This window comes from Pantoea sp. LS15, assembly GCF_012241585.1.
GTDB lineage: Bacteria > Pseudomonadota > Gammaproteobacteria > Enterobacterales > Enterobacteriaceae > Enterobacter.
Genome location: NZ_JAAVXA010000002.1, coordinates 378,917 through 400,433, shown reverse-complemented (window position 1 = coordinate 400,433; position 21,517 = coordinate 378,917). Strand labels below are relative to the sequence as shown.

Here is a 21,517-nt window from a genome sequence, read left to right as displayed (position 1 = left end):
TTAAGCGCTCCTTAATCGTAATAGAGTAACTGTCTGACGCCGGAGAAACGTTTCTCCGGCATTCTATAACGAGGAGCAGGTACATCATGTCGGCTGTTGATGTTTTATCCGAAACCGAACTGGAAGTGCGCGATGCCCTTCCCGATGATGTGAATGCCATCGCGGCCATCTATGCCTGGCATGTGCTTCACGGGCGTGCATCATTTGAAGAAGTTCCCCCCACCATTGATGAAATGCGTCAACGTATGAAAGGTGTGGCAGAGAACGGTTTACCATGGCTTATCGCTCTTTATCGCGGCATCGTTGTGGGCTATTGCTATGCCACACCTTACCGCCCGCGACACGCCTATCGCTATACTCTGGAAGAGTCAATTTACGTGGATGCCAGCACCACCGGACGCGGTTTTGGCTCTGCATTAATGAGTGCGCTGATTGCGCGCTGCGAACAAGGTCCATGGCGTCAGATGATTGCCGTTGTGGGGGATGGCAGTAATAATCCCGGTTCGTTACGGTTGCACAAAAAACACGGCTTTGAGATTGTCGGTCAGTTACGCAGCGTGGGATACAAGAAAGGCGACTGGCGGGATACGGTGATTATGCAGCGTCCACTCAACGATGGGGACTGGACGCTACCGGAGTAGGCCGGGTAAGGCGAAGCCGCCACCCGGCGTGACAGGTGGCTCAGTCGTTCTGCGCCGTAGCCATCTGTTCAGCTTTCTGCTTTTTATACGTCAATGCCGCAGCCGGAACAGGCTGCACTTTCCCCGTTTCAATCCAGGTACGCAGTCGGCTAGCATCCGCGAAGTGGGTGTATTTGCCGAAGGCATCCATCACCACCAGCGCTACCGGTTTGCCGTTAAAGACCGTACGCATGACCAGACAGTGTCCCGCGGCATTAGTAAAACCGGTTTTCGTTAACTGGATATTCCAGTTATCCCGGTAAACCAGATGGTTAGTATTACGGAACGGCAGCGTATAGGCTGGGTTCGCAAACGTCGCCGTCTCTTCACGGGTGGTACTGAGCTGACCAATCAGCGGGTACTGTTTGCTGGCGATCAGCAGTTTTGTCAGATCGCGGGCGGTGGAGACGTTGTTAATCGACAGACCTGTCGGTTCAACATAATGCGTATTGTTCATCCCCAGCGATTTGGCTTTCGCATTCATCGCACGAATAAATGCGTCGTAGCCGCCCGGATAGTGGTGAGCGAGGCTCGCTGCAGCGCGGTTTTCAGATGACATCAGCGCCAGCAGCAGCATATTTTTACGGCTGATTTCACTGTTCAGTCGCACGCGGGAATAAATTCCTTTCATCTCCGGCGTGTGGCTAATATCCACTTTCAGTTTTTCGTCCAGCGGCAGATGTGCATCAAGCACCACCATCGCGGTCATTAATTTGGTAATGGAGGCAATCGGGCGCACCAGGTCCGGATGGCTGGCGTAAATGACCTTATTGGTGTTGAGATCAACAATCATCGCACTGCCGGAGGCAATTTGTGGCTGGGCAGCAGCGGCGGTCACCGCGGGCGTTTTGGCGATGGCTGGCACGGCAGCAGACGCCCCCAGCAACAGTGCCAGGCTAAGTAAAGAGACTCGGAATTTCAGCATGGTGAGACTTCTGATAATTATTCACGCACGTAATGACGTACACCGCCTGTGTCGATGGTAAACACAGGCTGGCTTCGGCATCATAGCCGTCACCGCGCTTTGTCGCCAGCGGATAATCGTGAGCAGATGCTGCATTGCTGGCATTTACGCCAGCAATGCAGTGAACTTAGAAGAGACGGTATCCATAACCCCAAAGAATTACCGTCAGCGCCAGTAACGCCTCCAGCACCAGCACACCGATGGCGAGTGTTGAACTGGAGAAGCTCAGGCCCTCTTCTTTATTGATATTCAGGAAGGTTGGAACCCCCAGATACAGCAAATAACCGGTGTAAAAGAGGGCAATGGTACCGATCAGCGCGCACAACCAGACCAGTGGATAGAGCGCAACAATACCGCTTAAAAACAGCGGGGTCGCGACATATCCGGCGAAGACCATACAGTGCGCCAGCGATGGACGTTGCGGGTAGTTACGCGCCATCCAGTGAATGACACGCCCCATGACGGCAACCCCCGCCAGCATCAAACCATAAAAGATGATGGCCAGATAAAGCCCGGTAAACCATGAAAGCTGAACCACGGTGCCATCCCCGAAGTTCCAGCCAATTTGAGTTGTTCCGATAAAAGCGCATATTACCGGCACCGCGGCCATCAGCAACACATGGTGCGTGTAATGATGCGAGACGGTTTCATTCTCACTTTTGATGACGTGCATTTCACGATCGGGATGGGAGAAAAGTCCCCAGACATGGTTCATAGAGCCCCCTTGTTGTCGGTCCGTCAGTGATACTTTAAGTATAATGCAGGCTTTAGATTATTTTATGTACAGCAGGAAATTTCCGTTGATTTCCCCGCTGTTGATTCATGGGGTATATGATTAACGGAGGTATACCGAGGGAGATGACGTTTACGTAATGGATATCAACAATCTTATTGAGCAATATGGATACGCCGCGCTGGTCGTTGGTAGCGTGGCAGAAGGCGAAACCATCACATTGTTAGGCGGCGTCGCCGCGCATCAGGGTTTACTGAAATTCCCGCTGGTCGTCGCCGCAGTCGCCCTGGGGGGGATGATTGGCGACCAGCTGCTCTACTTTCTGGGACTGCGTTTCGGACCAGGGCTCCTGAAGCGTTTTACGAAACATCGCAAGAAAATTCGCCGTGCCCAAAGACTGATCCAGCGTCATCCCTATCTGTTCGTCATTGGCACACGCTTTATGTACGGCTTTCGAATTATCGGCCCGATACTGATAGGTGCCAGCCATCTGCCGCCGAAAATTTTCCTGCCGCTCAATATTCTTGGCGCGATTGCCTGGGCGCTTATCTTTACGACGCTCGGTTACGTTGGTGGCGAAGTGATTGGTCCATGGCTGCATAACCTTGACCAGCACCTGAAGCACTGGGCGTGGTTAATTCTGGTGGTTGTGGCGGTGATTGCAGTACGGCTGTGGCTCAAGCATCGCGAAAAAACCCGCGATGAGGATTGATGACCCCTTTCAGCCATGATGATAGCCGCCACCCAGTGCCGACGTCAGCTGCAGCGTGGCGTCAATATACTGACCTTTCAGCATCAACCCGGCGAGGTGTTCTTTGAGTGCCGGTATTCTGGCTTCACTGACCCGTGAGCCCGCAATGATACCCGCACTAAAACGTGCCTGCGCCAGAGCCACAACCCGCGCCGCATCATTTTCGACCTGCTGCTGTTGGCGATTTTTCATCATCAGGGTTTCGACTTCACTGGCTGTACGTGCCACCTGATTAACTGCCTCCACTACCGCTTTGTTGTAACTGGCGACCGAGAGATTATTTTGCGCCTGGGCAATATCAAGGTTCGCATTCAGTCTACCGCTGTCGAAAATCGGCAGGGTCAGCCCCGCTGTCACCCCCATCTGCTGCGCTGAAGAGCGAAACAGATCGCTCAGGTGGAGCGCATCCTGCTGTAAGAACGCCATCAGATTCACATCAGGATAAAAAGCCGCTCTGGCCACCTCCACTTCGCTCATAGAAGCGTCGATATACCAGTGTGCCTCCTGCAGATCCGGTCGACGCGCCAATAGTTCATACCCCAGCGTCGACGGTAGCGAGGCATCGACCGTTGGCAGTGCATGCCGCGAAAGCGTTACAGTGGAGGAATTCGTTAGCGCAACCAGGCGCGCCTCAACGGCTTTCATCTTCCCGTTAACTTCTGCCAGGTTCTCTTCGGTTTTGCTGGCGTTGATATCCGTTTCGACACCTTCCACGGAAGAGGTGATCCCGTGCTGATACAATTCGCGGTCGGCGCCAATAATATTGTCCTGTTCATGTTTGATCTGGACGAGGACATCCTGCATAGCGGCCTGAGTTTGCCACTCCCAGTAGAGCCGGGCCACGCTGCTGGCCAGCAGCTGTCGGGTTTGCTCCAGCTCCGCTTTTTGCGCATTCACTCGGCCTATACGGGCTTCAACCTGCGCGCGATTTTTCCCCCACAGATCGAGATCCCAGCCCGCGGTCAACCCAAAGGTGCCGTTGGTGTACCACGGCCCGGTAGTACCTGCCGCCGGGTCGGTAATCGCAAAGGGTCCCATGAGCCCTTCAGCAGACATTTTCTGGCGTTCTGCATCAGCTGAAAAATCAATTTGCGGACCGTCTGCAGCCATTGTGGCTTTTGCCTGAGCTTCGGCAAGCGTAATACGCTGGCGGGCGATTTGCATATCCGGGGCGTCATTCAGCGCTTTGGCAATCAGCGAATTAAGCTCAGGATCGTTATAGTCTTTCCACCACTCATTTTTCGGCCATGCTGAAGGATGGAGTGTTGTATTAACCGATGCTGTCACTGCTTGCGTTTTCAGGGGAGATACTGTGGTATGTTCCGGCGCACAGGCCATCAGAATAAAAGCAAGGGGGAAACTCAGAGATAAAATAAGAGAACGTTTCATTACGCCACACATTCAAAAAATAAAGGCGAAACTTACGCTTAATGCTGTTTATTTTTTTAGGAATGCGTGGCAATGGGAAAATTGTTATACATTTACATAATCGGAAAAATATTCAGAAAATGAATTAATTAAATATTCATATTTATTATTTTGATTGAATAACCCGCGCGATATCGCCAGACGTTTGTAGTGTGCGGATCTCCTGAAACAGCCCCAACGCCTCGCTATATTCTTTGCGCAAATAGCTCAGCCACTGTTTAATTCGCGCGACATGATATAGCCCGGTGTCACCCTGTTTTTCCAGACGACTGTATTTTTGCAGCAGCATGATGACGTCTGCCCACGGCATTCGCGGTTCGTTATATTTTACCACCCGGCTGAGGTTAGGTACGTTAAGCGCCCCGCGGCCAATCATCACCGCATTGCAGCCCGTCTCTTTCAGACACGCCTGCGCGCTCTCGTAATCCCAGATTTCGCCGTTGGCGATAACCGGAATAGTCAGCCTTTTGCGGATCTCACCAATGGCCTGCCAGTTGATACGATCGGCTTTGTAGCCATCTTCTTTCGTGCGGCCATGCACCACCAGCTCCGTGGCACCGGCCTGCTGTACAGCATCGGCAATTTCAAACTGCCGGGCGTCGCTGTCCCAGCCCAGACGCACCTTTACCGTCACCGGTAAATGCCCAGGCACAGCTTCACGCATCGCCTTCGCACCACGGTAAATGAGTTCTGGATCTTTCAGCAGTGTCGCCCCACCGCCGCTGCCGTTCACCAGCTTCGACGGACAGCCGCAGTTGAGATCCACCCCGTAAGACCCGAGCTCGACCGCGCGGGCAGCGTTTTCCGCCAGCCATTCAGGATACTGACCGAGCAACTGAATACGTACCAGCGTACCGGAGGAGGTACGGCTCTGGTTGTACAGCTCGGGGCAAAGTCGGTAGAAGGATTTTACTGGCAACAACATATCGACCACGCGCAGAAACTCCGTCACGCAGAGATCGTAGTCGTTCACCTCGGTCAGAAGCTCGCGCACGAGAGAGTCGAGCACGCCTTCCATTGGGGCCAGTAAAACACGCATATCAGTACCTGTGAAAAAAGACGCGCTATAGTATCTGCTCTGTATGTATGTGGAAAGCCCGACGTTCCATTCTGGAATGTCTGGTATGCTCAAAATTCATGATGTGATCCATGGCACATTTTCAGGTTTAATTGTATGATGAATGCGTTTCAGCAAGGACTCTCTCCATGAGCAAATCATTGAACATTATCTGGCAATATCTGCGTGCATTCGTCCTGATTTATGCCTGCCTGTATGCCGGGATTTTCATCGCGTCGCTACTGCCCATCACGATCCCCGGTAGCATTATCGGTATGCTAATCCTGTTTGTTTTACTGGCGTTGCAAATTCTACCCGCAAAGTGGGTCAACCCTGGCTGCTTCGTCCTTATTCGCTATATGGCGCTGCTATTCGTGCCTATCGGCGTCGGGGTCATGCAGTATTTTGATTTGCTTAAAGCCCAGTTCGGCCCGATCGTTGTCTCCTGTGCGGTCAGTACGCTGGTGGTTTTCCTGGTCGTGAGCTGGAGCTCTCATCTGGTGCATGGTGAACGTAAAGTTGTCGGGGAGAAAACAAAAAAATGATAGCCAATATCTGGTGGTCGCTACCGTTAACCCTGGTGGTGTTTTTCGCCGCACGCAAACTTGCCGCACGTTTCAAAATGCCGCTGCTGAATCCACTGCTGGTGGCCATGGTGGTGATTATTCCATTCCTGCTGCTCACCGGCATTCCCTACGAACGCTACTTTGCCGGCAGTAAAATTTTGAATGATTTGCTACAGCCCGCCGTTGTGGCACTCGCCTTTCCTTTATATGAGCAACTTCACCAGATCCGCGCTCGCTGGAAGTCCATCATAACGATCTGCTTTGTGGGCAGTCTGGTGGCAATGATTACCGGGACGTCGGTAGCACTGTTGATGGGAGCGTCCCCACAAATCGCGGCCTCCATCCTGCCAAAATCTGTCACCACGCCAATTGCGATGGCGGTGGGCGGTAGCCTTGGAGGGATCCCAGCCATCAGCGCCATGTGTGTGATTTTCGTTGGTATTTTGGGTGCTGTGTTTGGCCACACCCTGCTGAACGCGATGCGTATTCATACGAAAGCTGCACGTGGGCTGTCGATGGGCACCGCCTCGCACGCACTGGGGACAGCCCGCTGTGCAGAACTGGATTATCAGGAAGGGGCGTTTAGCTCACTGGCGCTGGTCATCTGCGGGATCATCACCTCCCTGCTGGCCCCGTTCATTTTCCCGCTGATTCTGGCGGTAATGGGCTAAAATTTGCGATGCGTCGCGCAAATTTCATTTTGATTTCATAAGTTGCATACATATTGAGAACTGGATCACATATAAAGCCCCATCTGCTCCGTAAACTACCGATCCATTAACCTTTATGAGGCAAACGCAATGCATCCACGTTTTCAAGCTGCTTTCGCCCAGCTTGCCGAGAATTTGCAAACCGCTCTGACCCCGATTCTGGCGGATGAGCATTTCCCCGCCCTGCTGACGGCGGAGCAGGTCACGATGCTGAAACAAGCAACGGGACTGGACGAAGACGCGCTGGCTTTTGCTCTGCTGCCACTGGCTGCCGCCTGTGCGCGTGCTGACCTCTCCCACTTCAACGTCGGGGCCATTGCGCGCGGCATCAGCGGGACATGGTACTTCGGCGGAAATATGGAGTTTCTGGGCGCGACCATGCAACAGACTGTTCACGCTGAGCAGAGCGCCATCAGCCATGCCTGGCTGCGTGGTGAAAAAGCGCTGAACGCCATCACCGTTAACTACACGCCGTGTGGTCACTGCCGTCAGTTTATGAATGAGCTGAACAGCGGGCTGCAACTGCGCATTAACCTGCCTGGCCGCGCACCGCATACGCTGGGGGATTACCTGCCTGATGCCTTTGGCCCGAAAGATCTTGAGATCAAAACACTGCTGATGGACGAGCAAGACCACGGTTTTGCCCTGTCCGGTGATGACCTGGCTCAGGCAGCCATTCGCGCTGCCAACAAAAGTCACACACCATACAGCAAATCCCCTAGCGGTGTCGCACTGCAGTGTCGGGATGGTCGTATCTTTAGCGGCAGCTATGCCGAAAACGCCGCCTTTAACCCAACGCTGCCACCGCTGCAGGGCGCACTCAACCTGCTGAGCCTGAATGGCTATGACTATCCTGATATTCAGCGCGCCATTCTGGCAGAAATTGCCGATGCGCCACTGATTCAGTGGGATGCTACCGCTGCCACGTTAAAAGCGCTGGGCTGCACAACAATTGACCGCGTACTGCTCGCGTAATCCTTCCGGCGGGCAGAAATGCCCGCCACGTTGCTGAAAAACCCCTCAGTTGAGTCGCTGTTTCTTGCGCTAACCAGGCGGGTAAAGTAGCCTGAGTTAAATTTCATCTTCGGAACGAGCCATCTGCATGTTAAAGCGCGTTTTTTACAGCCTGTCTGTCCTGGTCGGCATACTGCTGTTGATCGTGCTGGGCCTCGATCGCTGGATGAGCTGGAAAACCGCCCCCTATATCTTTGATGACCTGCAGGACCTGCCCTACCGCCAGGTGGGCGTGGTACTCGGTACGGCCAAGTATTACCGCACCGGTGTGATCAATCAGTACTACCGTTACCGAATTCAGGGCGCACTGAACGCCTACAACAGTGGCAAAGTGAATTACCTGCTGTTAAGCGGTGATAATGCCCTGCAAAGCTATAACGAACCGGTGACGATGCGTAAGGATTTGATCGCCGCTGGCGTCGACCCTGCAGATATCGTGCTTGATTACGCCGGGTTCCGCACCCTGGACTCCATCGTGCGCACGCGTAAAGTCTTCGATACCAACGACTTCATCATCATCACCCAGCGCTTCCACTGCGAGCGCGCGCTGTTTATCGCCCTGCATATGGGCATACAGGCGCAGTGCTACGCGGTACCGTCACCAAAAGATATGCTGAGCGTGCGTGTTCGCGAGTTTGGTGCCCGTTTTGGCGCGCTGGCAGACCTGTACATTTTCAAACGCGAACCGCGTTTTTTAGGCCCGCTGGTGCCGATCCCGGCGATGCATGAAGTGCCGGAAGATGCGCAGGGTTACCCGGCCGTCACACCTGAACAACTGCTTGATATGCAGAAGAAAGAGAAAAAATAGCATCACCTTTATACTTTCTTTACGCCGGACCTGACGCTTTTTATCCCGCCTTTACGCTGGCTCTTTTACGCTGAGTTCACTGCCGCTATGGCTTCATTGAAGAATGACTATGAACTCAATCATGAACGCGTTTTTCCTGAAAAGTCTCCGTCCGTATTTTAACTTCCCGGGCTTATCTCTCCCGACGGCGCTCAATTCAGGCCTCTGGCTGGATGAAAAAATTGAGGCGATGCAGCACAGTATCCCGATGGAGGTCACGGATTATCTGGAGCGTTATCCGCAAACAAAACATATTGATGTTTACCTGAACGATATCAATGGCATTATGCGCGGTAAGCGGCTCTCAGTGGAAAGCATGCTGACGCTGGAAAAAGGCTGTTATTTTCCTCTCTCCGTCTATTCCATGGGCCAGAAAGGCAAAATTTCCACCCCGCTTCATGATGAGCCAGACCGGCTGTGCGTCCCCGTCGCCGGTTCCCTGTGCCCTTCTGCGCAAGATCCACAGCACAACGCGCAGATCCTGCTGACGATGAAAGACAGCGACGGCCAGCCCTGCCCGTTTGAACCACGGGTGATACTGCAAAATGTCCTTGCCCGTTTCCACCAGCACGGGCTATTCCCGGTGATTGCCCCGGAAATTGAGTTCTACCTGACGGGCCTGGAAACACTGGATCCACAGAATCAGGGCTGCTTTCATATGGATACCTCGACAGCACACGCAGCGCTGTTTGACGAGCTGGAACAGCTGGCTCAACTTCAACGCATTCCTCTGACCGGGATCGTGGCCGAAGCTGAATCCGGCCAGTTCGAGTTAAACCTGAAGCATAGCCATCGTGTCGTCGAAGTGTGTGATAACGTGCTGGCACTACGACGTCTGACCCGATACGTGGCTGAACAGCATGGCCTGCAGGCCAGTTTTATGGCAAAACCGTTCAGTCAGCAGTCCGGCAGCGGCCTGCATTTCCACTTCAGTCTGAACGATAGCCAAGGCAAAAACGTCTTTGCCTCACCAGGGAATGAGCTTAATAGCATGATGCGTTTATGCATCGCGGGCCAGCTTGCACTAATGCCAGCCTCCATCGCCGTGATTGCTCCGGGCGTCAACGCGTTTCGCCGACTGCGTAAAAACCTGACAGAACCCTTATTTAACTCCTGGGGTTATAACACCCGCTCTGCTGCACTGCGCATTCCCTGCTCGGATGAAAACAACCGTCGTATTGAGTACCGACTGGCCGGGGCCGATGCGAATCCATATCTGGTGGCAGCCACCATCCTGAGCGGGATGCTGTACGGGCTGGAAAACATCGACGAAGAAGATTTACCAGAACCGCAACAGGATGACCCGGTTCTGCCGCTGTTTCAGCAGGAAGCCATTGAGACATTTGCCCGCTGTCAGTATCTCACCAACAGCCTGGGCGAGGCTTTTTCCGAACAGTGGATCGCCTGCAAGCTTGCTGAACTCGACTGGTTTGAGAGTATCGTGACCAAAGAGGAGTCGAATCTGGCGTGAAGAATAAAAAAGCCCGCTCAAAGAGCGGGCCGGATGAAGCAGGAAGCCATTATTTTTTACGTGCGTACTTCAGGGAATCCAGCGCAACCGCGAAGATGATGATGGCGCCTTTGATGATGTACTGCCAGTAAGGGTTCACACCGATGTAGGTCAGACCGTAGTTGATCACGGTAAAGATAATCACACCGGTCACCACGCCGAGCACAGTACCCACACCGCCGCTGAAGGAGACGCCACCCACCACACAGGCTGCGATCGCATCCAGCTCATACATGAAACCGAGGTTGTTGGTTGCAGAGCCGATACGGCCCGCTTCCAGCATCCCGCCGAAGGCGTAGAACACACCAGACAGGGCATAGATGATGAGCAGGTTCAGAGCAACGTTTACGCCGGAGACTTTCGCCGCTTCCGGGTTACCACCGATAGCGAAGATGTTTTTACCGAAACGGGTTTTGTTCCACAGGATCCAGACGAAGGCCACCGCAATCAGCGCATAGAAGGTGATATACGACAAGCGGAAGCTGCCCAGCGCGATAAACCCTTGCGTAAAGGTCGAGAAGCCGCTGTCGAAACCAGAAATTGGAGACGCACCGACGAAATCGTAGTACAGGGAGTTTATACCGTAAACGATGATCATCGTACCTAACGTGGTGATGAATGGCGTCACGTTCAGATAAGCGATAATGATGCCGTTAATCAGACCAATCACCGCGCCAATGGCACAGACAATCAGGATCACCACGAAAATCGGCATGGTTGCCATTTCCGGGAACACCTTGTTGGCGTTTTCCATCGACTGCAACAGAGTGGCTGCAATAACCGCAGCAAGACCAACCTGACGCCCTGCGGAAAGGTCAGTACCCTGGGTCACAATCAGCCCCGCCACGCCCAACGCGATGATAATACGCACGGATGACTGGGTCAGAATGTTACTCAGGTTCAGCAGACTTAAGAACGTAGGGTCCTGGAAAATAATGATAGCCAGCAGGACTAAAAGAACAACGTAAATACCGCCTTCTTTCAGGTAAGTGAGAAAACTTTTTTTATTTAACGCACTCATGAGGAGCCCCTGATCTTAAAGGTGCAAAGACGCTAAACGCAAAATTTCGTTTTGCGTTGTCGTTTTGGTGTCAACAATACCGGCAACGAGACCATTGCTCATAACCAGAATACGGTCTGTGATCCCTAACAATTCCGGCATTTCGGAAGAAATAATAATGATCCCTTTATTCTTTTTCGCCAGTTCAGCAATCAGTTGATAGATTTCGAATTTCGCACCAACGTCAATACCGCGGGTCGGTTCATCCAGCATCAGAATTTCTGGCTGAGTTAATAACCAACGACCGATAATAACTTTCTGCTGGTTACCGCCCGAAAGCGAACCAATTTGTGTGCGGTGGCCAGGTGTTTTAACACGCATGGAGTCAATTACCCACTGGGTATCGCTTTTCATGCGGGAGTTATCCAGCAGACCAACTTTATTTTTATAGTTGCGAATGTTAGAAATTAACGAGTTAAAGTTAATATCCAGATAAGCATAAATACCGGTAGAACGACGCTCTTCTGTCACCAGCGCAAAACCGTGATTAATGGCTTCGTTCGCGTTGTGGTTGTTGATTTTCTTACCATGGAGCGTAATGGTGCCTTCCGCTTTCTCACGGATACCAAACAGGGTTTCCACGATATCGGTACGTTTGGCACCGACCAACCCTGCGATCCCCAGAATTTCGCCTTTATGCAAGTCGAAGGAGACATCGCGAATGGATGGCTGACGCAGTGAAGTCAGGTTACGCACCTCAAGGATCACTTCACCCGGCTTGTTCTCACGGTCCGGGAAGCGCTGGTTCAGCGAGCGGCCTACCATCATGGCGATGATCTTGTCCATATCCAGCCCTTCGAGAGGCTGAGTGGCAATCCACTGACCGTCGCGCAGAATGGTAATCTCATCACAGAGCTGGAAGATCTCTTCCATTTTATGGGAGATATACACAATACCGCAGCCGCGATCTTTGAGTTTACGAATAATGGTAAAAAGGTGGTTAACCTCTTTTTCCGTTAATGACGATGTTGGTTCGTCCATGATGACAATTTTTGCATCATAGGAGAATGCTTTGGCAATTTCGATCATCTGCATTTGAGATACAGATAATGTCCCTACACGTGCGCGCGGATCAATATCAATATCCAGCTCATCGAAAATCGCTTTGGTGTCGCGGTACATTTTGTCCTGATCGACAAAGACACCTTTGGTTGGATAACGCCCCAACCACATGTTATCCATGACTGAACGCTGTAGCACCAGGTTTAATTCCTGGTGAACCATCGAGATACCGTTTTCCAGTGCTTCTTTTGCTGAATGGAAATCGATCTCTTTCCCCTGAAAAAGAATGCTGCCAGAATCTTTTTGATAGATCCCAAAAAGACATTTTAATAATGTTGATTTACCTGCACCGTTCTCCCCCATCAAAGCATGAATAGAGTGAGGACGAACTTTTAAATTAACATTATCGAGTGCCTTAACACCGGGAAATGACTTGTTGATACCGTTCATTTCCAACAAGTATTCACCGGACGACTGAGTAGTTGTGCTGACCATAATTATACCTTGTTGGCCTCGCATATCGCGTTATAAAAGGGCGCAACAAGTTGCGCCCAGTGAAGACAGTACTAATTACTTATTTACCGATAAACTCAGCCAGGTTGGACTGGTCTACGCCCACGTAAGGTACGCGAACGATTTTGTTGTCAATTTTCCAGTTGGTGCCATCAGCAGCGCCTTTACCGTCGGCCAGGTTTTTCGCCAGATCGAAGGTTGCTTTCGCCTGGTTGTTGGCATCGTTCAGCACGGTACCAGCCATCGCACCCGATTTAACCAGTGCCAGTGCTTCTGGCAGCGCATCCACACCGAATACAGGAATGGAAGATTTGTTATGTGCTTTCAGCGCTTCTACCGCACCCATTGCCATCGCATCGTTGTTGGCGATAACCACTTCGATTTTGTTAGCATTCGGGCCAGACAGCCACGCGTCCATCTTATCTTTCGCCTGAGCGGTATCCCACATTGCGGTATCTAACGCCAGCTGCTGGGTTTTCAGGCCTTTATCGTTCAGCTCTTTGATAACGTAAGTGGTACGGGCTTCAGCATCTGGATGGCCTGGCTCGCCTTTCAGCAGAACGAACTGGATCTGACCGTCTTTGTTCAGGTCCCAGTTCGGGTTCGCCGCCCAGTGTTTAGCAATCAGATCGCCCTGAATAATGCCGGACTCTTTGGAGTCGGTACCGACGTAATACGCTTTATCATAGCTATCCAGCGCTTTACGGGAAGGTTCTTTGTTGAAGAAGACGATTGGCACATTCTGGCCGCGCGCTTTTTCGATAACTGTGCCTGCTGCAGCCGGGTCAACCAGGTTGATTGCCAGTGCTTTCACACCTTTCGCCAGCAGAACGTCGATCTGGTCGTTCTGTTTGGATTGGTCATTCTGGGAGTCATTCATCAGCAGCTGAACATCTGGCGCTGCTTTAGCATCTTTCTCAATCGCTTTACGCACAACAGACATGAAGTTGTCGTCGTATTTATAGATGGTCACACCAATACGGGTATCCGCAGCGTGCGCTGCTGCACCAAAAAGCATGCTTGCCATTACAGCAGACAGGGTCAACACCTTCTTATTCATGGTATCTCCGGTTTTTTTTATGCAGGGTAGTTCTTGTGAATAACGATCGGCAGGCGGGTGTTAATAAAACGTTACTGACCGCCGAAGTTCACTTATAAAATTTCTATCTTCCGTGTTCGGTAACGCTCCAGAAATGCGTTTTATTCGTTGTTTGCGGCACATTGGCTATAGTGAAAGTGAATAATCACTGTTACATAGCGTTTCAGCCCCTAAAACGCTGACATCATAGTCAGCGCCTTGTTAAGATACTGTGAATTTACTCACAGATTGAAAACGGTTACACCACCTCATGTAATCAGTTAGTGATCGGAACCACAATTTGCCGGGCAGCGACAGAATGACGGCGTACTAAAGTCGGCATGAAACAGTGTGTTGCCCCTTGATCCAGCTGCCCTGCCGCGCCCTGTAACGCCAGCTCAGTCGCCAGTTTTGCCATGGAGGCAATGGGATAGCGCACTGTTGTCAGCTGTGGGTCGGTGTAACGGGCAATCGGGATATCATCAAAGCCAATCAGCGATAAATGCTGTGGCACCGCAATGCCGTTATCTTTCAGTGCCGTCAGTGCCCCTGCCGCCATGCTGTCGTTATAGGCAAACACCGCAGACAGTTGCAGATTACGACCCAGCAGCTCCACCATCGCCGCCTCGCCGCCTTGCATGTCCGGTGTACCGGTCCCCACCCAGCATTCTGATGGCGTAATGCCATGATCTTTCAGGGCGTTTTGCCACCCCTCATGCCGCAACGTGTCATCTTCTATTTGATGGCTCGAGGCCAGATAACCGATCCGCTGATGCCCGTTGTTGATGAGCATTTTCGTGGCCATCATTGCACCACTGACATTATCCAGCCCGACGCAGCGATGGGCATAACCAGGCAGGATGCGGTTGATTAACACCATACCTGGGATCTGGTCCATAAAACCGGTTAACTCTTCATCGCTCAGTGCTTTTGAATGGACAATCAAGGCGTTACAGCGCTGGCGAATCAATACTTCAATAGCATGGCGTTCTTTTTCCGCCTCATGGTAACTGTTACCTATCAGCACATATTTCTGATGCTGCTGGGCGACCACATCTACCGCTTTCACCAGCGCGCCGAAAAAGGCATCTGAGACATCCATGACCACCACGCCGATGGTGTCGCTGACCTGCGTCGCAAGCGCCTGGGCATTGGCATTTGGCCGGTACCCGAGCTGGGTCACGGCTTTCATTACAGTTTCGCGGGTTTCAGGGCTGACAAGCGCGCTGTTATTCAGCACGCGCGAGACGGTAGCCACGGAAACACCCGCCTGACGGGCGACGTCACGAATGGTGATCATATTCACCATCCTTCAAAGGATTGCAGCAACTCACAGACACCCCCTGTGTTTAGCAAGGTGGCTATTTTGGCAGCGAGAGAAAGGGGACTACGTGAAGAAGCTCACACAGATGAAAACGCTTACATCCGTTTTGTTAATGATTGTGATCCAGATCGTTATCTGGATGTGTTTCTTAATGATATCCCTGAAGCAAGTGCGGTTAACTGACGCCACATCCACTCCAGCGGGCCCTGGCGGAAATAACGTAACCAGATAACAGAAAACGCCAGGTTAACCACCCAGACCGGAATAACAAACGCCAGTAGCGCCAGGCGGTCGAATTTCATAAACAGACCAAAGCGATAGAAAAGTGTGGTGCATATCAGGGTCTGCAGAATGTAATTGCTCAATGCCATACGACCCACACAGGCGATTGCGCTAACAATCCACAGGCGAGAAAGCGTTGGCCAGAAGCCATAGATAAGCGCCGCATAACCGATGGTCTGGAACGGCGCGCTCAGTTCGCGCGGTACCTGAAGGAGGAAAGCACACCAGCGGTAATCCCAGTGGAGGTGCCACTGCGCAATCACCGCCGGAAGGTTGATCAGCACGCCAAGCAGGACCAGCCCGGCACCCGTGCGACGATAGTGACGCAGGCTGAATTCGCCTTTCAGCCAGCTGGTGCGCATCAATGACGCGCCCATCAGCATCATCCCCGCCAGTTGCCAGCCATATTGCGCCCCCAGCGCAAGCAGATTGTCGCCTAACATATCCGCACGATTGCTTATCGCCTCCGTGCCACCTTTCAGCTTCCAGTATTGTTCGTACTGGAGGTTAGCGGCATCCGGGATCCAGGAACGGTTCGTCGCTTCGCCAGAGATTATCCCCAGCAGCAAAAGTACCCCAAGCCCCATGACATAGAGCATCACGCCAGTGTTAAACAGGCTTTTTACGCTGTGCGCATCGCGAATGAGACGCCAGCAGATCAGCCCGACTAACCCATACGCGAGAAGAATATCGCCGTCCCAGAAGAACAGGCCGTGAATAAACCCGAGCAGAACCAGCAGCGTCAGACGCGACTGGATCCAGCGCGTACCGCGCTTGAGGAGCAGTTGCAGACCAGCGCCAAACAGCAGGGCAAACAGCGTAAGGAATTTAACCTGCGCGAAGAGATCGAGGATCGCCCAGGTCCAGGCATCACTGCGCGTGATGTCGCCATACCACGCAGGATTGAGATAAGCCGCCTTCGGGAGACCGAAGGCGCTGATATTAAGCAGCAGGATACCGAGAATGGCGACGCCGCGAACAAAATCGAGCGTGACGTTTCGCTCCATGGTCCCTGCCCTGTAAGACTTAGTTGTGGTGACGCACTGCGCGCAGGAACTCCTGGCGGGTGTTCTGGCTCGATTTAAACAGACCGCCCAGCGACGTGGTGGTGGTCGCACTGGTGGCATCACGCACGCCGCGCGCTTTCACGCAGTAGTGCACCGCGTCGATAGAAACGGCCACGTTATTGGTCCCCAGCAACGTTTGCAGCGCGGTCAGGATCTGCTGCGTCAGACGCTCCTGCACCTGTGGACGCTGAGCAAAGAATTGCACGATGCGGTTAATCTTCGACAAACCAATCACCGTATCTTTTGGGATATACGCCACAGTTGCTTTACCGTCGATAGTCACGAAGTGGTGTTCACAGGTGCTGGTCAGCGTGATGTCACGTACCGTTACCATCTCATCCACTTTCATTTTATTTTCGATGACGGTGATTTTCGGGAAGTTGGCGTAATCCAGGCCTGAGAAAATTTCGTCGACGTACATTTTCGCGATGCGGTGCGGCGTCTCCATCAGACTGTCGTCACTCAGATCGAGATTCAGCAGCTCCATGATCTCGGTCATATGACCGGCAATCAGACGCTTGCGGGTTTCATTGTCCATTTCCTGAACGGGCGGACGCAGTGGCGTTTCAAGACCGCGCGCAACCAGGGCTTCGTGGACCAGGGCAGCTTCTTTACTGAGTGATGACATTTTGTTCTCCTGCAGGTGTGGCGTCTTTTGCCCTCGTTGTGGCAAAAGTATGCGCTCATTGTGCGTGAGGCCGCGCACATAATCCAGTATTCACGACGATAATTATTGCAATTGCTGTTGCCTTTCGGCGTGACGATTCCAGACCAGGGCACCGCCAACAAACAACGCGATACCCGCCAACCCCAGCGCAGGCTCCAGTCGATGGGTAAGCCAGGTTGATAACGCCGAGGTCATCGGACCAATCAACTGACCAATGGCGTAACCCGTGGTGAGCAGGCCTGCCATGTAACGCGTATGCTCCGGGGCCAGCTCGCGGCCATAAAGTAACGAAAGCTGAACCGCACACAGGAATCCGCCGCCTACCAGCAGTCCGCCTGTCAGCAACCCGCCAATCCCCGGCAGCAGCCAGGCCGCCAGCACGCCAGCTCCCTGCAACCACAGCACAATAGCCAGCCTTCTGTTAGCCGTTGAGGTGTGGCGCAATAGAATGCTAAGCGCAATGCCCACCACAGCAGCGATACCAAAAATCGGCCAGACAAACTGGGCAAACAGGCTGCCGGGAAAACGCACTGCTGCCATTTGCGATAAAAAGGTTGCCGGAAGAATATAACCAAACCCGGCCAGACTGTAGCTCCAGACCAGGCGCTTTAAATCCGCCGTCAGCACCAGCGGCTCTGGCGCGGTACCTGGTCGATGGAGCTGCCCGGATCGCGGCAGGTAGCGTGCCACCAGGGCAATCAGCACCAGCGCCAGTACACCGTAGATCTGCCATGCCGCTCCGGCCGAGAGGGATTTCGCCTGGATATAGACGGCGAGTAGCCCGCTCAGGGCAATGCCCGCGCCTGGCCCGGCAAATACGGCAGCGCTCAGACCCGGTTTGCCCAACTGCCCCAGACGCTCGTTTGTCCATGCCGCAATCAGCACCATAGACCAGCCGCTCATGCAGCCAATCACAAAGCGCAGCAGCCCATGCACGATGGCGTTATCCGCCGCGGCGGAGAGCAGCGTCAACGCGACCGCGCCAGTAATACCAAGCCAGAGGCGTGTTTCAACGAAGCGATGCGCACGCATTGCATCCCATGCACCCACCAGATAGCCCAGATAATTCATCGCCGCCACCAGGCCCGCGCTGGTTAGCGTGAGCTGCCCGGCGGCAATCATCAATGGTACCTGAGGTGTAAAAGCAAAACGCCCTATCCCCATCGCCACCACCAGAACGACAAACCCACTGAGCGCAATACGCAGCGCCATGACCGCTCCAATTGTTAAAAAAAAGTAAATTTATGATGCAGCATCTCGTCGCCTGGCGAAAGTGAAAGTTACTCACAGGTCAATGAAAAGGCTATATTATGGTTTTTATGAATACGCATTCTCATTAAGGAGCCTTGCATGGAACTGCTCGAAGAGCACCGTTGTTTTGAAGGTCGACAGCAGCGCTGGCGGCACGACTCCAGCGTCCTGAACTGCACCATGACGTTCAGCATTTTCCTGCCGCCGACGGAAAATCCGCCGGTTTTGTTCTGGCTTTCAGGCCTGACCTGCAACGACGAAAACTTCACCACTAAAGCAGGTGCACAACGAATTGCAGCTGAGCTAGGCATTGCGCTGGTCATGCCTGACACCAGCCCGCGTGGGGATGATGTGGCTGACGATGCAGGATACGACCTTGGCAAAGGAGCCGGCTTCTATCTGAACGCGACTGAACAACCCTGGGCAAACCATTACCGTATGTATGATTACATTCGTGATGAGTTGCCCGCACTGATTCAGGCTGAGTTTGCAGTAAGCAACCGTTGCGCCATCAGCGGACATTCCATGGGTGGACACGGGGCGCTGATAATGGCGCTAAAAAACCCGGGAAAATACGTCAGTGTGTCGGCATTTGCACCCATTGTGAACCCTACTCAGGTGCCGTGGGGCCAGAAGGCATTCGCAAATTATCTGGGTGATGACGCGAAAAAGTGGCAGGCGTGGGATAGCTGCTCACTGATGCTGGCCAGCAAGACCGAAGACGCTATTCCAACGCTTATCGATCAGGGTGATGCCGATCAGTTCCTCGCCGGGCAGTTACAACCTGCGGTACTGGCAGAAGCCGCACGCCAGAAGGACTGGCCACTGACGCTACGCATTCAGTCGGGATATGACCACAGTTATTACTTCATCGCATCCTTTATTGAGGATCATCTCCGCTTCCATGCGGAGCATTTGTTTGGGTAAGTGTGCGCAATTGCCGGGTGGCGGTGTCGCCTTACCGGGCCTACATTCGCGGGTTTACAGGCCCGGTAAGCGAAGCGCTACCGGGCATAAAGGTTACATCAGAACGTATAATTCACGCCCACAAAGTAGCGACGGCCATCTTCCGTGTAGCTGTAATCGTCACGGCTCAGGTCTTTATCCAGCAAGTTCTGTACACCCGCACGCAGCTTCACGCTTTTCGTCGCCTGCCACGCCGCACCCGTATTCCAGATCACATAGCCACCCGGCGTTGGTGCACTGCTGGTCAGCGCGCGTTTCTCACCGGTGTAGTTACCCTGAACATAGAACGACCAGTCCTGGGTCGCTTGCCAGTCAACGGTACCGTTGGCAGTGTGGAACGGCAGATCGGACAGCGGTTTGTTGCCGCCATTGCTGATGTCACGACCATCGTTATAGGTGTAGTTCAGCGTCACTTTCCAGTCTTCCGCCAGCGGGAATTTCAGCTCGGTCTCCACCCCGCGGATGCGCGCCTTGTTGACGTTGTAATAACGGAAAATAGGCTCACCGTCCGCATTCAGACCAACGTAGTTAGGGTAACTCTGCGCCTGTTTAACATTGGCGGTACGGTTGATGCTGATGCGGTCATCCACATTATTCTGGAAGGTGGTGACGCTAGCCTGTACGCCCTCTAACCAACCCTCTTCCCCACTGTAGTACAGACCGAATTCGAAGCTCTCGCTGGTTTCAGGTTTCAGATCCGGATTACCGACAATCTCGCAGGCACCGCGGCACGAGCCGGTGACCCAGTCCGGGCTGAGCTGCAGCAGCGACGGCGCTTTAAACGCTGTTGCCCAACCCCCTTTCACCGTTACGGTATCGGTCGCGTTGTAGACCAGGTATGCACGCGGGCTCCAGTGGTCACCGTAGGTGTCATGGTCGTCCATACGGATGCCAGTGGTCAGCGCCAGGGGTTCAAAGAGACGCCACTCATCTTCAAGGAAAAGGGCATACTGGCTTGCCGACGTACTGCTGCTGGAGCCGCCTGTCAGGTTAACCGGATCTTTCAGCTTATCGTGACGCCATTCGCCGCCGAAGGTCAGCAACTGGTTGATTTCGCCCAGCGGCAGCACGTATTTCCCGTCCACCGCATTACTCTCGGACGTGATCGGATTGCTGTTGCCCGGGTTTTTGTTATCTACTTTCTCGCCGTAAACTTTCAGCTCGCTGTTGCCGACGCCCCAGCGACCATTGTGGCTCAGGGAGTAGTTCTGACGCTCAAGGCGGTTTTTGTCGAGAGAATCTGAGTCACGATCCTGACGGTCGAAACCGTAACCCGCCGTAAAATCGTGATTTTCAGACGGCGTCCAGGCGAACTCCACATTGGCATCGCGGCTGGTAAAGCCCTCAATGCGCGGTGTTTCACCACTCGCCGTGGTAGAGGATTTCTGCTGACCGTCTTTCTCACGCTTCGCGAGGCTACCGTAGGCTTTCAGGCCCAGCAGGCCGTCCACCAGCGGACCACTGGTATAGAACTGTCCGTTATACGTGTCTCCACGATCGCGATGTTCCTGAATCGTTGAATCGGCGCTCAGAGTGCCCGTCCATTTCTGCCCGATTTTTTTGGTGATAATGTTCACCACGCCGCCCAGCGCATCGGAGCCATAAAGAGAAGACATCGGTCCGCGCACCACCTCGATGCGTTCGATGGCGTCAACCGGCACCCAGTTGAGATCGAAATCATTATGACGGAATACGGCGTTGCGGGAGTTGACGCGCTTGCCGTCGATCAGGATCAACGTGTAGCTGCTGTCCAGTCCGCGAATACTTACCCCTTTACGGTTGTCCCCTTCGCTCGTGAGCTGAACGCCCGGCACATCCCGTAACACATCTTTCAGGTTCTGAACGGGCTTGCGCTGCAAATCTTCCTGGGTAATCACGCTGATGCTTGCCGGTGCGTCTTTCAGGTTTTGCTCCGTCGCGGATGCCGTTACAACCATTGTTTCTCCGGATTCCGCTGCGATACCAGGCAGTGCCAGGGACATTGCGGACGCACAAAGTCCTCCCCTGACGAAGGGATTCAACCTAAACATTCCATATCTCCATGAGG

At 53.1% G+C, this 21,517-nt stretch carries 20 protein-coding genes; 8 read left to right on the top strand and 12 right to left on the bottom strand.

Annotated features, from left to right (window positions below):
- The first annotated feature begins 86 nt into the window (after window positions 1–86).
- Window positions 87–641, top strand: coding sequence for a GNAT family N-acetyltransferase (locus tag HED65_RS05320; protein WP_114977717.1), 555 nt, complete (start codon window positions 87–89; stop codon window positions 639–641).
- A 40-nt stretch (window positions 642–681) separates the two neighbouring features.
- On the opposite strand, the gene pbpG is transcribed toward HED65_RS05320, so the two are convergent.
- Together pbpG and HED65_RS05310 are read right to left on the bottom strand one after the other, a co-directional pair.
- Window positions 682–1,605, bottom strand: a complete 924-nt coding sequence (gene pbpG, locus HED65_RS05315) for a D-alanyl-D-alanine endopeptidase (protein ID WP_028016319.1) — start codon at window positions 1,603–1,605, stop codon at window positions 682–684.
- 166 nt (window positions 1,606–1,771) lie between these two features.
- A complete protein-coding gene (locus HED65_RS05310) occupies window positions 1,772–2,359 on the bottom strand; it encodes a Yip1 family protein (RefSeq protein ID WP_008500904.1) in 588 nt (195 codons plus the stop codon).
- Window positions 2,360–2,516: 157 nt separating this feature from the next.
- Between HED65_RS05310 and HED65_RS05305 the strand changes: the two genes are divergently transcribed.
- Window positions 2,517–3,089 carry a DedA family protein gene (locus tag HED65_RS05305; protein WP_114977716.1) on the top strand — a complete coding sequence of 191 codons (573 nt, stop codon included), beginning with the start codon at window positions 2,517–2,519 and terminating at the stop codon, window positions 3,087–3,089.
- A 9-nt stretch (window positions 3,090–3,098) separates the two neighbouring features.
- Here the strand turns inward: HED65_RS05305 and mdtQ are convergent, their stop codons facing one another.
- Both mdtQ and dusC read right to left on the bottom strand, forming a co-directional pair.
- Window positions 3,099–4,517 carry a multidrug resistance outer membrane protein MdtQ gene (gene mdtQ / locus HED65_RS05300; RefSeq protein ID WP_114977715.1) on the bottom strand — a complete coding sequence of 473 codons (1,419 nt, stop codon included), beginning with the start codon at window positions 4,515–4,517 and terminating at the stop codon, window positions 3,099–3,101.
- 145 nt (window positions 4,518–4,662) lie between these two features.
- Entirely contained in the window at window positions 4,663–5,595 is a 933-nt protein-coding gene (gene dusC, locus HED65_RS05295; RefSeq protein ID WP_114977714.1) for a tRNA dihydrouridine(16) synthase DusC, read from the bottom strand.
- Window positions 5,596–5,762: 167 nt separating this feature from the next.
- On the opposite strand from dusC, the gene HED65_RS05290 reads away from it, so the two are divergent.
- The 5 genes from HED65_RS05290 (at window position 5,763) to HED65_RS05270 (ending at window position 10,221) form a co-directional block, all read left to right on the top strand.
- Entirely contained in the window at window positions 5,763–6,158 is a 396-nt protein-coding gene (locus tag HED65_RS05290) for a CidA/LrgA family protein (RefSeq protein WP_049008205.1), read from the top strand.
- Entirely contained in the window at window positions 6,155–6,850 is a 696-nt protein-coding gene (locus HED65_RS05285) for a CidB/LrgB family autolysis modulator (RefSeq protein ID WP_025756257.1), read from the top strand. The genes HED65_RS05290 and HED65_RS05285 overlap by 4 nt, the downstream gene beginning before the upstream one ends.
- Window positions 6,851–6,979: 129 nt before the next feature.
- The gene (gene cdd, locus HED65_RS05280; protein WP_114977713.1) at window positions 6,980–7,864 is read left to right on the top strand and encodes a cytidine deaminase; all 885 of its coding nucleotides are present in this window, start codon (window positions 6,980–6,982) and stop codon (window positions 7,862–7,864) included.
- A 127-nt stretch (window positions 7,865–7,991) separates the two neighbouring features.
- Window positions 7,992–8,711: an outer membrane permeability protein SanA gene (gene sanA, locus HED65_RS05275; RefSeq protein WP_014884561.1), complete on the top strand. Its 720-nt coding sequence runs from the start codon at window positions 7,992–7,994 to the stop codon at window positions 8,709–8,711.
- 121 nt (window positions 8,712–8,832) lie between these two features.
- A complete protein-coding gene (locus HED65_RS05270; RefSeq protein ID WP_114977819.1) occupies window positions 8,833–10,221 on the top strand; it encodes a glutamine synthetase family protein in 1,389 nt (462 codons plus the stop codon).
- 49 nt (window positions 10,222–10,270) lie between these two features.
- Here the strand turns inward: HED65_RS05270 and mglC are convergent, their stop codons facing one another.
- The 7 genes from mglC to HED65_RS05235 form a co-directional block, all read right to left on the bottom strand.
- Window positions 10,271–11,281, bottom strand: coding sequence for a galactose/methyl galactoside ABC transporter permease MglC (gene mglC / locus HED65_RS05265; RefSeq protein ID WP_008500921.1), 1,011 nt, complete (start codon window positions 11,279–11,281; stop codon window positions 10,271–10,273).
- Between the two features lie 15 nt (window positions 11,282–11,296).
- Entirely contained in the window at window positions 11,297–12,817 is a 1,521-nt protein-coding gene (mglA, locus tag HED65_RS05260; RefSeq protein ID WP_114977712.1) for a galactose/methyl galactoside ABC transporter ATP-binding protein MglA, read from the bottom strand.
- 79 nt (window positions 12,818–12,896) lie between these two features.
- Window positions 12,897–13,895, bottom strand: a complete 999-nt coding sequence (gene mglB, locus HED65_RS05255; protein ID WP_008500923.1) for a galactose/glucose ABC transporter substrate-binding protein MglB — start codon at window positions 13,893–13,895, stop codon at window positions 12,897–12,899.
- A gap of 295 nt (window positions 13,896–14,190) precedes the next feature.
- The gene (gene galS, locus HED65_RS05250) at window positions 14,191–15,213 is read right to left on the bottom strand and encodes an HTH-type transcriptional regulator GalS (protein ID WP_114977711.1); all 1,023 of its coding nucleotides are present in this window, start codon (window positions 15,211–15,213) and stop codon (window positions 14,191–14,193) included.
- A gap of 155 nt (window positions 15,214–15,368) precedes the next feature.
- A complete protein-coding gene (gene yeiB / locus HED65_RS05245; RefSeq protein WP_114977710.1) occupies window positions 15,369–16,526 on the bottom strand; it encodes a DUF418 domain-containing protein YeiB in 1,158 nt (385 codons plus the stop codon).
- Between the two features lie 19 nt (window positions 16,527–16,545).
- The gene (gene folE / locus HED65_RS05240) at window positions 16,546–17,214 is read right to left on the bottom strand and encodes a GTP cyclohydrolase I FolE (RefSeq protein WP_114977709.1); all 669 of its coding nucleotides are present in this window, start codon (window positions 17,212–17,214) and stop codon (window positions 16,546–16,548) included.
- Between the two features lie 102 nt (window positions 17,215–17,316).
- Window positions 17,317–18,465, bottom strand: a complete 1,149-nt coding sequence (locus HED65_RS05235; protein WP_114977708.1) for a YbfB/YjiJ family MFS transporter — start codon at window positions 18,463–18,465, stop codon at window positions 17,317–17,319.
- Window positions 18,466–18,603: 138 nt separating this feature from the next.
- On the opposite strand from HED65_RS05235, the gene fghA reads away from it, so the two are divergent.
- Complete coding sequence (gene fghA, locus HED65_RS05230) at window positions 18,604–19,431, top strand: S-formylglutathione hydrolase (protein ID WP_114977707.1); 828 nt, start codon at window positions 18,604–18,606, stop codon at window positions 19,429–19,431.
- A 98-nt stretch (window positions 19,432–19,529) separates the two neighbouring features.
- Here the strand turns inward: fghA and cirA are convergent, their stop codons facing one another.
- Window positions 19,530–21,500 (bottom strand): catecholate siderophore receptor CirA, encoded by a 1,971-nt coding sequence (cirA, locus tag HED65_RS05225; protein ID WP_114977706.1) that lies wholly within the window; start codon window positions 21,498–21,500, stop codon window positions 19,530–19,532.
- Window positions 21,501–21,517: the final 17 nt, after the last annotated feature.